This window comes from Micromonospora antibiotica (assembly GCF_017599305.1).
Classification (GTDB): Bacteria; Actinomycetota; Actinomycetes; order Mycobacteriales; family Micromonosporaceae; genus Micromonospora; species Micromonospora antibiotica.
This window is the reverse complement of sequence record NZ_JAGFWR010000004.1, coordinates 171999-185628: the sequence shown is the minus strand read 5'-3', so window position 1 is coordinate 185628 and position 13630 is coordinate 171999. Positions and strand designations below refer to the sequence as shown.

At 71.7% G+C, this 13630-nt stretch carries 13 protein-coding genes; 11 read left to right on the top strand and 2 right to left on the bottom strand.

The window, feature by feature from the left end:
* The first annotated feature begins 8 nt into the window (after positions 1-8).
* A complete protein-coding gene (locus JQN83_RS10865) occupies positions 9-521 on the top strand; it encodes an acyl-CoA thioesterase (protein WP_208566974.1) in 513 nt (170 codons plus the stop codon).
* A 3-nt stretch (positions 522-524) separates the two neighbouring features.
* Positions 525-1151: a LysE family translocator gene (locus tag JQN83_RS10860; RefSeq protein ID WP_208566973.1), complete on the top strand. Its 627-nt coding sequence runs from the start codon at positions 525-527 to the stop codon at positions 1149-1151.
* A 486-nt stretch (positions 1152-1637) separates the two neighbouring features.
* On the opposite strand, the gene JQN83_RS10855 is transcribed toward JQN83_RS10860, so the two are convergent.
* Positions 1638-1922, bottom strand: coding sequence for a hypothetical protein (locus JQN83_RS10855; RefSeq protein ID WP_208566972.1), 285 nt, complete (start codon positions 1920-1922; stop codon positions 1638-1640).
* A 214-nt stretch (positions 1923-2136) separates the two neighbouring features.
* On the opposite strand from JQN83_RS10855, the gene JQN83_RS10850 reads away from it, so the two are divergent.
* Together JQN83_RS10850 and JQN83_RS10845 are read left to right on the top strand one after the other, a co-directional pair.
* Positions 2137-3261: an MFS transporter gene (locus JQN83_RS10850; RefSeq protein ID WP_208566971.1), complete on the top strand. Its 1125-nt coding sequence runs from the start codon at positions 2137-2139 to the stop codon at positions 3259-3261.
* A complete protein-coding gene (locus JQN83_RS10845; protein WP_208566970.1) occupies positions 3258-4316 on the top strand; it encodes a hypothetical protein in 1059 nt (352 codons plus the stop codon). The genes JQN83_RS10850 and JQN83_RS10845 overlap by 4 nt, the downstream gene beginning before the upstream one ends.
* A gap of 3 nt (positions 4317-4319) precedes the next feature.
* Here the strand turns inward: JQN83_RS10845 and JQN83_RS10840 are convergent, their stop codons facing one another.
* Entirely contained in the window at positions 4320-5462 is a 1143-nt protein-coding gene (locus JQN83_RS10840; RefSeq protein WP_208566969.1) for an acyl-CoA dehydrogenase family protein, read from the bottom strand.
* Between the two features lie 80 nt (positions 5463-5542).
* Here JQN83_RS10840 and JQN83_RS10835 point away from each other — a divergent pair, with 80 nt between their 5' ends.
* The 7 genes from JQN83_RS10835 (at position 5543) to JQN83_RS10805 (ending at position 13552) form a co-directional block, all read left to right on the top strand.
* Positions 5543-7315 carry a CoA transferase gene (locus JQN83_RS10835; RefSeq protein ID WP_279632714.1) on the top strand — a complete coding sequence of 591 codons (1773 nt, stop codon included), beginning with the start codon at positions 5543-5545 and terminating at the stop codon, positions 7313-7315.
* Positions 7312-8934, top strand: a complete 1623-nt coding sequence (locus tag JQN83_RS10830; RefSeq protein WP_208566967.1) for a class I adenylate-forming enzyme family protein — start codon at positions 7312-7314, stop codon at positions 8932-8934. The genes JQN83_RS10835 and JQN83_RS10830 overlap by 4 nt, the downstream gene beginning before the upstream one ends.
* Positions 8931-9560, top strand: coding sequence for a metal ABC transporter ATP-binding protein (locus JQN83_RS10825; RefSeq protein WP_208566966.1), 630 nt, complete (start codon positions 8931-8933; stop codon positions 9558-9560). The genes JQN83_RS10830 and JQN83_RS10825 overlap by 4 nt, the downstream gene beginning before the upstream one ends.
* 4 nt (positions 9561-9564) lie before the next feature.
* Positions 9565-10449, top strand: a complete 885-nt coding sequence (locus JQN83_RS10820) for a metal ABC transporter permease (RefSeq protein WP_208566965.1) — start codon at positions 9565-9567, stop codon at positions 10447-10449.
* A complete protein-coding gene (locus tag JQN83_RS10815) occupies positions 10373-11161 on the top strand; it encodes a metal ABC transporter solute-binding protein, Zn/Mn family (RefSeq protein ID WP_208566964.1) in 789 nt (262 codons plus the stop codon). Before JQN83_RS10820 ends, JQN83_RS10815 begins: the two co-directional genes overlap by 77 nt.
* Before the next feature lie 73 nt (positions 11162-11234).
* A complete protein-coding gene (locus tag JQN83_RS10810; protein ID WP_208566963.1) occupies positions 11235-12782 on the top strand; it encodes an FAD-dependent monooxygenase in 1548 nt (515 codons plus the stop codon).
* A 50-nt stretch (positions 12783-12832) separates the two neighbouring features.
* The gene (locus tag JQN83_RS10805) at positions 12833-13552 is read left to right on the top strand and encodes a YcnI family copper-binding membrane protein (protein ID WP_208566962.1); all 720 of its coding nucleotides are present in this window, start codon (positions 12833-12835) and stop codon (positions 13550-13552) included.
* Positions 13553-13630: the final 78 nt, after the last annotated feature.

Genomic DNA, 13630 nt, shown 5'->3' with positions numbered 1-13630 from the left:
GATGAACCATGCACGAGAACGCCACACTCACCGGCCGGCCCCCGTCGGCGTCGCGGCTGACCCTGTCGCAGATCATGGACCAGCACCACACCAACCTGATGGGCACCGTCCACGGCGGTCGGATCCTCAACCTCATCGACTCCGTCGCCGGGGTGGTCGCCGCCCGACACTCCGACGGGCCGGCGGTCACCGCCGCCATCGACGAGACCGCCTTCCTGCGGGCCGTACGGGTCGGCGACGTCGTGCACGTCGATGCCCGGATCACCTGGGCCGGCCGCAGCTCGATGGAGGTCGCCGTCAAGGTCAGCGCGGACCGTTGGGACCGGGCGGTGCCGCCGGTCGACGTGGCCACCGCCCACCTGGTGATGGTCGCCATCGACGACGACGGCCAACCCCGCGCCGTACCGCCGCTGTTGCCGGAGACCGACGGTGACCGGCGTCGCTACCGGGAGGCGCAGATCCGGCGGGAGCACCGGCTTGCTCTCCGGCGGGCGTTGCTCGACGGCGCCGAGGAGGGCTGAGTGGTGCTCGGACTGTCCGCGGCCACCCTGGCCGCCTACTTTGCCACCATCGCCGTCCTCATGGTCACTCCCGGGCCGGACATGATGTTCGTCCTGGCCAACGCGACCCGCTACGGCACCCGGGCCGGCGCGGTCGCCGCGCTCGGGGTCGCGGCCGGGGAGGCGGTGCATGTGGCGGCGGTGGTCTGTGGCCTCGCCGCCGTGGTCTCCGCGTCGCCGGTGTTGTTCTCCGCGATTCGCTGGGCCGGGGCGGCCTATCTGATCGTCCTCGGGATTCGAGCCCTACGCGACGGCAGGGCGACGGCCTCCACCACCGTGGAGCAGCACGGCCGCAGCGGCGGGGCGTTCCTCCGGGGGTTGGTGACCAATCTCCTCAACCCGAAGATGATCCTGTTCAGCGTGGCGTTCCTGCCGCAGTTCGTCAGCCCGACGACCGGTGACGTCACGGCACAGCTGGTGCTCCTCGGTGCGATCTTCGTCGCGGTGCAGCTCACCGTCGATGTCGCTCTGGGTGCCGGGGCGGGCAGGTTCGCCGGCCGGGTGACCGATGGTCGCTGGTCTCGGCGGATCAGCCGGATCTGCGCGGTGGCCTTCATCGCCCTCGGCATCCGCCTGGCCACCAGCGGATGACGGCGTTGTCCGCAGTTGGCCCCGGATCGGCGGCCTGCCGTGGTCCGGTCGTCGGTGCTGTGCGGGGTCCCCGCGCCCGACGAGCGGCACGGGGACCCTGCTGTCAGGCCACAGCCGGTGGTGGTTGACCAGCGGTGTTCGCGACGAGTAGGGACAGTTCCCGCACCAGTTCGTCCATGGACTGCCCGCTGCCCTCCCGGACCAAGCCGAGCGCAAGGTCGGCGAGCAGGTGAAGCCGAGGGTTCTGGCCTGCTCACCGGGGAACGCGGCGAGGAGTTCCTCGGGCACCGGCGTGGTCGCCACGGTGGGTCGCGGCGATGACCCCGGCGGCACGTTGGACCATCCCCGCCGCGGCGGGGATGGGTGCGCTCACCGGGCTCAGAGCGTGGGACCCGTGGCACGGGCGGCGTCGAGGCGGCCGGCGCTGCGTGCCCTCGCCGCTGCCCTCACCGGGCGCGAACCCAGCCTGAAGATCTTCCTCGACTACTACGGCAGGCCGACCAGTGAACGACACCCACTCAGGTTGTTGGTGTTCACGCAGGAGGCTAGCGATCGCGCAGATGGTGGTGTCGAGCGGTCGTGGTAGCGGCCACCACCACAGACCGAGTCCTGCTCGTCGGCCGGGGATGCCTGGGCACTGCTCCCGGGGATGCCTGGGGTGAGGCCGCGTGCGAGTTCGGCGGTGCGGATCAGCTCGTGTTCGACCACCGGACGGCGCAGCAGGCCAGCCTCATCCGTGCCATCCCGGTGTCCCACGTCGAGGTCGTTCACGAGCTGCTCCGTCCCTGGTCGGCGTCGACCCTGCCGCAGTAGGCCGTCAGCCGCGGCACCCCGACCTGACGGGACGTGACAAATCTGACCCGACGCCGGGAACTGGTTCCCGGCGTCGGCCGACTCACTCTCGACGGTCATGGCGTGATCGGAACGGGGTGCACTTATGACGGCTGGTCGCTGGTGGGGCCCGACGGGCGTAGCGACGGCGGGGATGGCCACGTCGATGACGGTGCTGTACGCCACGTCGGCGTTGGCGCCGTTCCTGGTAGCCGACCTGGGCCTGTCACGGACGGCGGTCGGTGGGTTGGTGACGGTGTCCTTCGCCGTGGCGGCGGTGGTGTCGCTCCTGGCGGGTCACCTCATTGACCTGTGGGGCGCCAGCCGAGGGCTGGTGGCGTTGTGCGTGGCCGTGATGGTGGCGCTGCTCGGCGCATCCGTGGCATCGCATTATGGATGGCTGCTGGTAGCGGTGGCGGTGGCGGGTGTGGGTCAGGCCCTGGCTAATCCGGCGACGAACGTGCTGGTAGCGCAGGCGGTCCCGGCGGAGCGCCGAGGTACGGCGATCGGGGTGAAGCAGGCCGGTGTGCAGGCGGCGGCGTTCGCCTGCGGTCTCGTCCTGCCGACGGTGGCGGCGCTGGCCGGGTGGCGGGTGGCACTGCGGGTGTCGACGGTGTTGCCGCTGGCGGTGGTGGTCGCGGTGTGGTGGTGGGTTCCGGCGTCCGGGCGGCAGGTGGCCACTGGGCGGTGGTGGCGGCTGTCAGCGCCGTCGGGTTGGTTGGTCTGGTTGGTGGCGTTCTCGTTGCTGCTGGGCACCGGGCTGGCGGCAGTGAACACCTACCTCCCCCTGTACGCGACACAGCGGCTGGGCCTGGGCACGGGCACGGCCGGGTTGCTCCTCGCCACGTTCGGGGTGACGGGCCTGCTCGCACGGGTCTGGTGGGGCCGGTGGGCGGACCGTACTTCGGATGTGACGGTGGCGCTGGCGTGGCTGGCGACGGCCGCCATCGTGGGGGTGGTGCTGGTGCTCGGCGCCGGTCACCTGTGGTCGGGCCTGGTATGGGCCGGTGCGGTGGTGGCCGGTGGATCAGCGACCGCGGCGAACGCGGTGTCGATGTTGATGGTGCTGCGCCGGGGTAAGGCGCTGGGGCAGGCGTCGGGGCTGGTGTCGTTGGGCTTCTTCAGCGGTTTCGTGGTCGGCCCAGCGGCGGTCGGCTGGTGCGCGGACGTCGGCGGGTGGGGTGCGGCATGGCTTGTCGTCGGCGCGCTGTTCGCCGGCACGGCGGTACTGGCGATGCGGGTTCGCTCGGCCAGCGTCCACCAGACGGTCCCCGCGTGAACGACCACGGCTACGACAACGCGTTGGAGGCGATGCTGCGGCGGCTCCCGATCGTCGCCGGGCAGGTGGGTGACCGGTTCCCGCTGTACGCGGATCCGGTCTCGGGTGAGTGGATGTCGACGCGTCGAGGGTCCTGGACGGGCGGCTTCTGGGCCGGGTGGTGGTGGCTACGGGCTGCGGTGACTGGGCTGCCCTCCGACCGTGCCACGGCTCGGGAGTGGACGCATCGACTGGCTCCTCGCGCTGCGGACGACACGGTGACCAGGGGGATGACGTTCTGGTACGGAGCTGTCCAGGGGTATCGCATCGGTGCGGACACTCCGGCCCACCGTGTCGCACTCGATGGTGCCGACGCCCTGGCGGGGGCGTTCGACGGGCGGCTCGGCTTGATCCCGGTGGGTTCCGCCTTCGGTGGCGGGCCGGCACTGAAGGCAGGTGTGGATGCCCTGGCGGGGACCGTGTCGCTGCTCGGGTGGGCCGCCGACGCCGGTCGGTTCGACCTGGCCGGGCTGGCCCGGTCCCATGCCGACCGGCACGTGCAGCTGTTGGTGAGCGGTGACGGCCGGATCCGGCCGGAGGTGCTCCTGCGGCCCGACGGCACACCGGTTGACGAGTCGCCTGCCTCGGCTGTCTGGGCACGCGGGCAGGCGTGGGGGGTGCTCGGGTTGGCCGCCTGCGCACGGCAGTGGGGCGGCGACTTCACCGAGGCCGGATGCAGCGTTGCCCGATGGTGGCTGGAACAGGTGGGACACACGGTGCCCGTCGCGTTACTCGGTCGGCCCGCAACGCCGGTGGACACCTCCGCGGCGGTGATCACCGCAGCCGGTCTTCTCACCCTGTCCGAGGTCACCGCCGATGATGGCTGGGCGGCAGCGGCGCGAGCCATCGTCGACAGCGTGATCGGCCACCATCTCGACGACACCGGAGTACTGCGGGACGGCTGCTACGAGCTTGCCAGCGGGGTCGGCACGCGGCACGAGCTGGTGTGGGGCAGTTTCTTTCTCACTGCCGTCCTTGCCGTGCTGACCGGACGGGTGCGGGAACACCCGTGGTAATGGTCAGCTGAGCAGGCGACGGGCCACCGTGGTGATGTGCAGTTCGTCGGGGCCGTCGAGGATCCGGGCCGCGCGGGCGGTGCGTGCCAGCATAGGCAGCGGTGTGTCGTCGGTGAGCCCCTCAGCGCCGTGCACCTGGATGGCACGGTCGACGACCGCGTGCAGGGCGCGGGCGGTGACCACCTTCGCGGTGCCGACCGCGATGCGGGTGTCGCCGCCGTTGGCGAGGGCGTCGACGGCGGCGTGGGTGAGCGCGCGGGCTGCGGCGATGTCGGCGTGGCTGTCGAAGACCAGGTTGTGTAGGAGTTGCTGTTCGGCAAGAGGTCCACCGTGGGCGTGGCGAGTGGTCAGCCGGGCCAGCATGAGGTCATAGGCTCGTTGGGCCTGACCGAGCCAGCGCAGGCAGCGCAGGGTCCGTCCGAGCGCCAGTCGTTCGCCGATGATGCGTAGCCCCTGGCCGGGCTCACCGAGGACATGGTCGGCGGGGACGCGTACGTCGTCCAGGCTGATTTCGTACTGGCCGCCGGCACCGAGGACGGGCAACTCCCGCACTACCCGGTAGCCGGGACTGTCGGTGGGAACGACCAGCAGGGAGAACCCGTTCCGGTTGTCGGTCCCTGCGTGAGTGCGGCAGACGACGGTGGTGAAGGCGGCGGTGGCAGCACGGGAGGTGAACCACTTTTGGCCGGTGATCCGCCAGGTGTCGCCGTCGAGGGTGGCGGTGGTACCCAGCCGGGTGGGGTCAGAGCCGGCGACGCCGGGTTCGGTCATGGCGAAGCTCGGCCCACCGGCGCCACTGGTCATCGGCGCGAGATAGCGGGTGCGGACCGTGGTCGTTCCGTGCCTGTCGAGCATGAGGGCGTCGAGTACCAGATCCGAGCCGAGCGCCGTCGGCCCGAAGTCGGAGCATCCCTCGATTTCGGCCAGCGGTGCGTAGGTCCTCAGGTCGAGCCCGTGTCCACCGAGGCGGACCGGCAGCGGCAGCGCCCAGAGTCCGCCCTGTCGCGCCTGGTCCTGCAGTGTTCGCATGATCTGCGCGCCTGCCTGCCCACCTGCGAGGAGGAGCGTCTCCGCAGGGATGATCCGATCGGTGACGAAGGCGTGGACATGGGCCGCCAGGTCGGTGCGGGGCAGCGTTTCGGTCATCGGCGAACTCCCGAGGATCGCGGGGAACTACCTCAGTGCGTGGCACGACTAGTGAGGTATGCGAGTGATCAACGTAGCGCATGCCGGCGGTGCCGGTGTGTAGCGATCTGGTGGTGGACGGGCGGCTGGACGTGGTGCCCCTCGCGGGGACAACCGTCTGCGGAGACACGGCGACGGCGGCGGATGCGATCGCTGTGGAGCACCTGTCCCTACTCGGCGCGCATCACCGTCCCGGCGGCCCGCTGCGGGTGGATGACGTTGACGTCCACACCGATTGGACGGATCCGACCGGGCGGCTACTGGACGAGGTGACGGCCCAGGCCGCCCTGGGGTTGATGGCCACGCACGGCCGTGCTTCCGGCGGGCCGGTCCGCCTCGGCGTGAGCTATGTGTCCACAGTAGCCGGTGTCGTTGCGGCGCAGGGTGCACTGGCTGCCGTTCTGGCGGGGCTGCGGGGGCAACGACCCGGGTCGGTGCGGGTAAGCGTGGCCGGTGCGGCGCTGCTGACGGTGTCGCAGTACCTCGCTGCCGGGAGCGCCCGTGACACCGACGACACCGGTGAGGTGAGTGGCCCGGGGATGCCACCGCCGTTCACCTCCCTCGACGGGGTCGTGTTCGAGGTGGAAACTCTGGATCCGGAGCCCTGGCGACGGTGGTGGACCGCGCTCGGTGCGGCACCCGGCGACATGGCCCAGGGCTGGCGGGCCTTCGTGCTCCGCTACGCCACCGCCGCCGCCCCGATTCCCCCCGCACTGCACGAGATCACCCGCCGTAGGCCGTTCGCGCAGTTGTGCGCCAGCGCGCAGGCGGCGGGGGTGGCCGTCCAGGAGGTTCGAGGGCTCAGCGCGCGCCGCGCGGACGCCGGCCCCGACGGCCGGTTTCGCGCACCCTGGCAGATCAGTTCCGGTGCCCCCGCAGGCGCACTGTCGGACCTGCCGGCGGACCGACCTCCGCTGTACGGGGTGCGGGTGATCGAGGCCGGCCGGCGCATCCAGGGGCCACTCGCGGGACATGTGCTGCGCCTGCTCGGCGCGGAGGTGACCCGGGTGGAGCCCGCCGGTGGCGACCCACTGCGCGGGATGCCGCCCATGGTCGGTGGCTGCTCGGCGCGATTCCTGGCGCTCAACCGGGGCAAACGGATCGTCGAGGTCGATCTGCGCTCAGCCTCCGGCCGCTCGACCGTACGGAACCTGGTCGACGAGTCCGACGTGTTCCTGCACAACTGGGCGCCCGGCAAAGCCGCCGAGTTCGGCCTCGACTCCGCCGACTTCACCACAAGCAACCCCGCCCTGGTGTACGCGTACGCCTCGGGCTGGGGTGAAGCGCGCGGGACGGACGCCCCGCCGGGCACCGATTTCGTCGCCCAGGCGTACACGGGACTCGGCGAACAGCTACGGCCTGAGGGGGTGCCACCGGCCGGGTCGTTGATGACCCTGCTGGACGTCCTCGGTGGCCTGGTCTGCGCGGAAGGTGTCCTGGCGGCCCTGGTGGCTCGCCAGCGGGATCGGCGCGGGCAGCGGGTCGACACCTCGCTGCTATCGGCGGCAGGAGTACTTCAGGGACCGCTACCTGCGGCCCGGCCCGTGTGGGGACGGTGGGACGTCCCGACGCCCGTCGCCGACGGACACATCATGCTCCCCGTCGGCAGTGATGTGGCGGCAGCCCAGAGCACGCTCGGCGACGCGGCCACCCTCACCGTACGGGAGGCGTTGTCCCGCCTGGCGGCGGTCGGGGTGCGTGCCGTACGGGTGTGCCCCGAGCCGGGTGAGTTGGCCGGTGACCCCGTTGCCCGCGACCTGATCGACATCGACGGCTGCGCCTTCGTCCGCCCACCGTGGAGGTTCACGTCATGACCGCCCTGCCCGTCCGTGAACTGGTCCCTGCCGCGCTGCGCGACTGGTGGGCCCGCGCCGGCCACTACCCCGGTCGCACCCTGTACGAACTGTTCTCCGAGCAGGCCGCGGCCAACCCGGACCGGGTCGCGGTGGTTGACGACGACGGCGAGACGACATACGCGCAGCTTCAGGCAGCGACGCTGCGGCTGGCCGGCGCGCTGCAACGCGACGGGGTCGAACCCGGTGAGGTCGTCGCGGTGCAGCTACCCAACGGGTGGCGGCCGGTAGCGGTGGATCTGGCCGCCGCCGCGATCGGTGCGGTCGTCCTGTCCTACCCCGTCGGGCGGGGTCGGCGCGACACCCTCACCCTGTTGCGCCGTTCCCGGGCGGCGGTCGCTGTCGTCGCGCACAAGGTCGGTGAACACCACTACGCAGACGCCCTGGCGACGTTGCGACCAGAGTTGCCTGACCTGCGCACCGTCCTGGTGGCCGGGCTCGACGGGCCCGGCAGTCTGGAGGGCTGGCTGGCCGACGGGCCACCGCTGGCCGCACCGGTCGGCACGGCAGCGTCGGCGCCCGCGCGGATCCTGGTCTCCTCCGGGTCCGAGGCCGCCCCGAAGATGATCGTCTATTCGCATGACGCGCTGGCCGGTGGGCGGGGCGCGTTCATCGCCGCCCTGCACCACGGTGACGAGCCGATGCGCAACCTGTTCCTGGTGCCCCTCGCCTCGTCCTTCGGCTCCTCGGGTAGTGCGGTGACGATCGCCCGCCACGGCGGCACCCTGCTCGTGCAGTCCCGCTTCGACGCCGGTCGCGCCCTCGATCTGATCGACACGCACCAACCGTCGCTGGTGTTCGGGGTGCCGACGATGTTCACGATGATGCTCGACCACCCGCGCCTGGCCACGACGAACACGTCGTCGCTGCGGGCGGTGGTGGCCGGCGGGTCGCGGGTCGACCCGGCCACCGTGCAAGCCTGCCGGGACCGCTTTGATACGGCGTTCGTCAACTGCTACGGCTCCGCCGACGGGGTCAACTGCACCACCGACCCCCTCGACCCGCCGACGGCGGTGCACGACGCCGTCGGCCGACCCAACCCGGCGGTCGCTGCCGTCCGGATCGTCGGCGACGACGACACCGACGTGCCGACCGGCGAGGTCGGTGAGATCTGGGGCCTCGGGCCGATGAGCCCGCTCTGTTACGTCGATCCCGAGTTCGACGACCGTTACCGGGTCGAGGGCGGGTGGGTCCGCACCGGCGACCTCGGCCGCATCGACGCCGACGGCTTCCTGCACGTGGTCGGCCGACGCAACGAGATCATCATCCGGGGCGGGCGGAACCTCTCCCCCGTCGAGGTGGAGTTGCTCATCGCCCAGCACCCCGCCGTACGGCAGGTCGCCTGCGTCGGCGTCACGGACCGGCTGATGGGCGAACGGATGGCGGCCTGCGTCGCCGTCCGCGAGGGGGCCGCTGCGCCGACACTCACCGAACTGGCCGACTATCTCACCGACGTGCACGGGTTGGAGCACGCCAAGCTTCCCGAGCGGCTCGTCGTGCTCGACACGCTGCCCCTGTCGGCCGCCGGCAAGGTCGACAAGCGGTGGCTACGCGAACGACTCACCGGGCAGAACGAGTGAGCGCCGCCGTCACCTTCACGACCGTCACCTGCCGCTACGGACGGCGTACCGCAGTCGACGCGGTCGACCTCGACGTGGCCGCCGGCGAACACGTGGCCCTCACCGGAGCGAACGGTTCCGGCAAGACGACCCTGCTGAGGGCCGCGCTCGGCCTACACCCCACCGCTGCCGGCACGGTCACCGTGGGCGGCGAATCGGCCCGCAGCGGCGTCGAATGGGCGCGCCGACGTCGGGACGTGGCCTGGGTGCCGCAGCGCCTCGCGCCGGGCCGCTTCCCGCTACTGGTCGACGAACTGCTCGACAGCGGTGGGCATCCTGACGCCGCCCGTGCGGCAGCCGGGCAGCTCGACGTCGGCGGGCTCGGCCGCCGCCCCCTGCACACCCTCTCCGGTGGGCAGTTGCAGCGGGTGTTCCTGGCGCGCGCGCTCGGCGCGGTGACCGCCGGGGCGCGGGCGTTGTTCGCCGACGAGCCCACCGCCGCACTGGACTTCGACGGCCAGGAACAGGTCGCCACCCTGTTGGCGAAGCTCCCGGTGACGGTGGTCGTGGTCTCCCACGACCGGGCGATGACCCGGGCCTGCGACCGGGTGGCCGAGATGGCGGCCGGGAAGCTGCGGGTGATCTGACCCCGTGGACGGCTTCCTCGACCTGCTCTCCCTGCCGGCCGTGCAGCGCTCCGCGATCGGCCTGCTGATCGCCGCCGTCGGCCTCCCGATCGTCGGGGTGTTCATCATCGGCCTGGACATCATCGCCGTGCGGTTCGCGATGATGCACGTGGCGCTGCTCGGCATCGCTGTCGGCCTGCTCGCCGGCCTCGACCCCATGCTCTGTGGCCTCGCCGCGTGCGCCCTCGCCGGCGCGGGCGTCGCCCCGCTGGCCCGGCGGCCGACCGGCCTGCCCGGGGCGATGGGCCTGCTGATGACCTTCGCCATCGCCGCCGCCCTGCTCGTGCTGTCGGTGTCCGGGGTCAACGCCACCGGGGCGTTCGAGCTGCTCTGGGGATCGATCCTCGCCACCCGCGAGATCGACCTGATCGTCCTGGGCGCGCTGACCGTCGTGGTGCACGTCCTGTTCTGGCGGTGGCGGCGACAGCTCGCGCTGTTGCTGTTCGACCGGGAGTTGGCGCTGTGCTCCGGTGTCGCCGCCGGGCCGCTGCTGCTGGCGCTGCTCGTCGTCGTCGCCGTGGCGATCGGCGCGTCGATCCGGCTGACGGGCGCGCTGCTGGTCGACGCGCTGACGATCCTTCCGGCGCTGGGTGCCCGCAACCTCGGCCGGTCGCTGCGGTCGATGGTGCTCTGGGCCGTCGTGCTCGGGGTGGTCGGCAACACCGCCGGGTTCGCCGTGGCCCTGCTGATCGACCAGCCACCTGGTCCTGTCCTCGTTCTGGTGGCGGGGACGTTGACCCTGCTCACCTATCTGATTCCTGAAGGAGCACGTGATGCGATTGATCCGGGCAGCCGCACTGACCGCGGTGGCGACCCTGTCGCTGCTGGCCAGCGGGTGTGGCAGCACTGACGACCCGGCACCGGCCAGCAGCGCGACGCCGGTGGCGAAGGGGCCGAAGGTGGTCGCCTCCACCAGTTGGGTCGGCGCACTGGCCAAGGCTGCCGGGGCGACCGACATCACCGTGGTCGCCCCGGCCAACGTGCAGCACCCGCCGGACTACGACCCCAAGCCCAGCGACCTCGCCGCCGTCGCCGGCGCCGACTACATCCTGTACGCCGAGTTCGACGGCTTCGCCGCCCGGCTCAAGGACGCGGCCGGCAGCGCAGGCAAGCTCGTCACCGTGCAGCTGGAGAACACCCCCGGCAAGATCACCTCGGAGGTTTCCCGGCTCGCCGGCCTGTTCGGCACCGGCGACGCGGCGACCACCTGGAACTCCGCCTTCACCACCGAGTACGCGAAGCTGTCCGCACAGGCGAAGGCTGCCCTCCCCAACCCGGCGCCCACTGCGGTGTCGCACCTGTTCATGGCGTACTGGGGTGACTTCGCCGGCATCAGTGTGGTCGGCACGTATGGGCCGCAGCCGGTCACCCCGAGCCAGCTCGCCGAGCTGACTGCGAAGAAGCCGACCCTTGTGCTGGCCAACGCGCACCTGCCCGGCGCCAATCCCGACATCCCCGGCGCCACCCGCGTCGATGTCGTCAACTACCCCGGCACCGATCTGGACCTGCTCGGGGTGTTCAAGACCAACACTGAACGACTGACCGCGGCGCTCAAACCCTGAGCGACGCCGGTCGGTCCGGCCGGTGGGGGTGCGGCGGTCGCACCTCCACCGGCCCCTATCGTCAGGAGGACAGATGGTTCCCGTGGTGATCGTCGGCGGTGGTCCGACCGGCTTGGGGCTGGCGATCCGGCTCGCCCAGCTGGGCGTTGCGGCTACGCTGGTCGAGCGTCACTCGGGCACCGCCGCGTTCCCCAAGGGGCGGGCGTTGAGCATCCGCAGCATGGAGATCTACCGCTCATGGGGGCTTGAGGAGGACGTCACCGCTGTCGGCCTGCCCCGCGAGCATCTGGCCTTCTACTTCGGCCGCACCCTCACCGACCCGTCCGGCAGCCGCATCGTCACCGGCCCGGCCGCTCGGCCGGCGGTGCCCAGCCCCACCTACACGCTGCTCTGCTCGCAGGACCGCCTCGAACCGCTGCTCCGCGCGCATGCGCAACGGCTCCAGCCTGGGCGGATCCGGTTCGGCACGGAACTCGTCGACCTCACCGTAGGCCCCGACGGGGTCACCGTGGAGATGTCGGCCGGTGGGCATCATGAGCGGCTGCGTGCGCGGTACCTCGTGGCTGCGGACGGTGCTCGTAGCGGGATTCGCGGGCGGGTCGGCATCGCGATGGCCGGCCCGTCCGGCGTTTCCCGCAACCTGAACATCCTTTTCGACGCCGACCTGGGCCAGCACATCGCCGATCGGCCGTGCGCCGTCTACACGATCGACCAACCGGGCCTGCACGGCGCGTTCCTCGCCGTCGACAACCAGCGCCGATGGCTGTTCAACCTCGTCGCCGACGGTGACGAGGTTGACCTCGATCGTCTCGACGACGGCGACTGCGTCGCGTTGATCCGTGCCGCCGCCGGTCTGCCCGACCTCGCCGTCGGCCTGGTCGGCCGGCAGGTGTGGCACGCCTCGGCACAGGTCGCCGACCGGTTCAGACACGGCCCGGTGTTCCTCGCCGGTGACGCCGCCCATGTCACCACCCCGTACGGCGGCTTCGGGATGAACTGCGGCATCGCCGACGCCGACAACCTGGCCTGGAAACTCGCCGCCGTCCATCACGGCTGGGCCGCTCCGGCCCTGCTCGACACCTACGATCCCGAACGCCGACCGGTCGCGCTCGCCAGCGCCGTCGAGAGCCACCTGCGGTTGACCGACACCATCGACGCGCGCCACACCGGAGCGCCACCGCGGGGCCGGCCCAGCGAGGGACTCGTCCTCGGCTACCACTACACCTCCGCCGCCGTCATCGCCGACGGCACCGACCCGCCTGCCGGGGATCCGGTGGCCGACTACGTCCCCACCGGCCGGCCGGGCCACCGTCTCCCCCACGTCTGGCTCGACCCGGAACAGACCCGGTCCACCCTCGACCTGGTCGCAGGCGACGGTTTCACCCTGCTCGCCGGCCCCGCCGCAGGCTGGGCCTCGACCGCGCAGCGGGAGGTCGGGTTTCCGCTGACCGTCCACCACCTCGACCGGGTGATGTCGCCATCTGCGCGGACGGTCTTCCTCGACCAGTGCGGCCTGCACGACACCGGTGGCCTCCTGGTGCGACCGGACGGCCACATCGCCTGGCGCACCCCCAACACGCCACCCGACGGGCTCCCCGCCATGATGAACATCGTGCGATAGCCGCCGCTGAAGGCCAGCGAAGGCACGCGCCCAGCAGGAGGAGATGAACGATGCGACGGCATGTACCGGGCCGGATCGCCCTGGCGTTGCTCGCGGGAGCGGCGATCGCGATCGCGCCGGTCGGCCCGGCGCAGGCGCACGTCTCGGTAAGCCCCGCCCAGGCCCCGCCGGGTGGGTTCACCACCCTGACGTTCCGGGTGCCCAACGAGCGCGCCGAGGCGGCGACGACAAGCGTACGCATCGTGATGCCCGAGACCACGCCTATCACCTCGGCGGCGGTCCACAAGCTTGCCGGGTGGCGGGCGACCGTCGAGGACGGCCCACTCGCCGCGCCGGTCAAGGTCGGCTCGGCAACGGTGACCGAGGCGATCACCTCGGTGACCTGGACGGCGGCAACCGCCGAGGACGCCATCGACGGCAACCAGTTCCAGGAGTTCAGCGTCTCCGTGGGCCCGTTGCCCACCACCGGCGACCGGATCGTGTTCAAGGCCCTCCAGACATACGCCGACGGCGTCATCTCCCGCTGGATCGAGGAACCTCAGGCCGGCGGCCCCGAGCCGGAGAACCCCGCCATCGTCCTACGCCTGACCGAGGCTGCGGCCGGCGGCGTCGACGAACACGGGATGCCGATCACCGCAGCCCCGCCGACGGCCGCCGCCGACCGGCCGGCCGGGGTCGCGCTGGCTGTCGCCGTGGCCGGTGTCGTCCTCGGTGCTGCGGCGCTCCTGTTGGGACTACTCAATCGGACACTCGGCAAGCCACGTCGGTAGCCCGACCACCCACACAATCAGAGGTAGTCGGACAGCACCACCACCGGGTTCCCACCCCGTCAGGAATAGTCGCCCGCT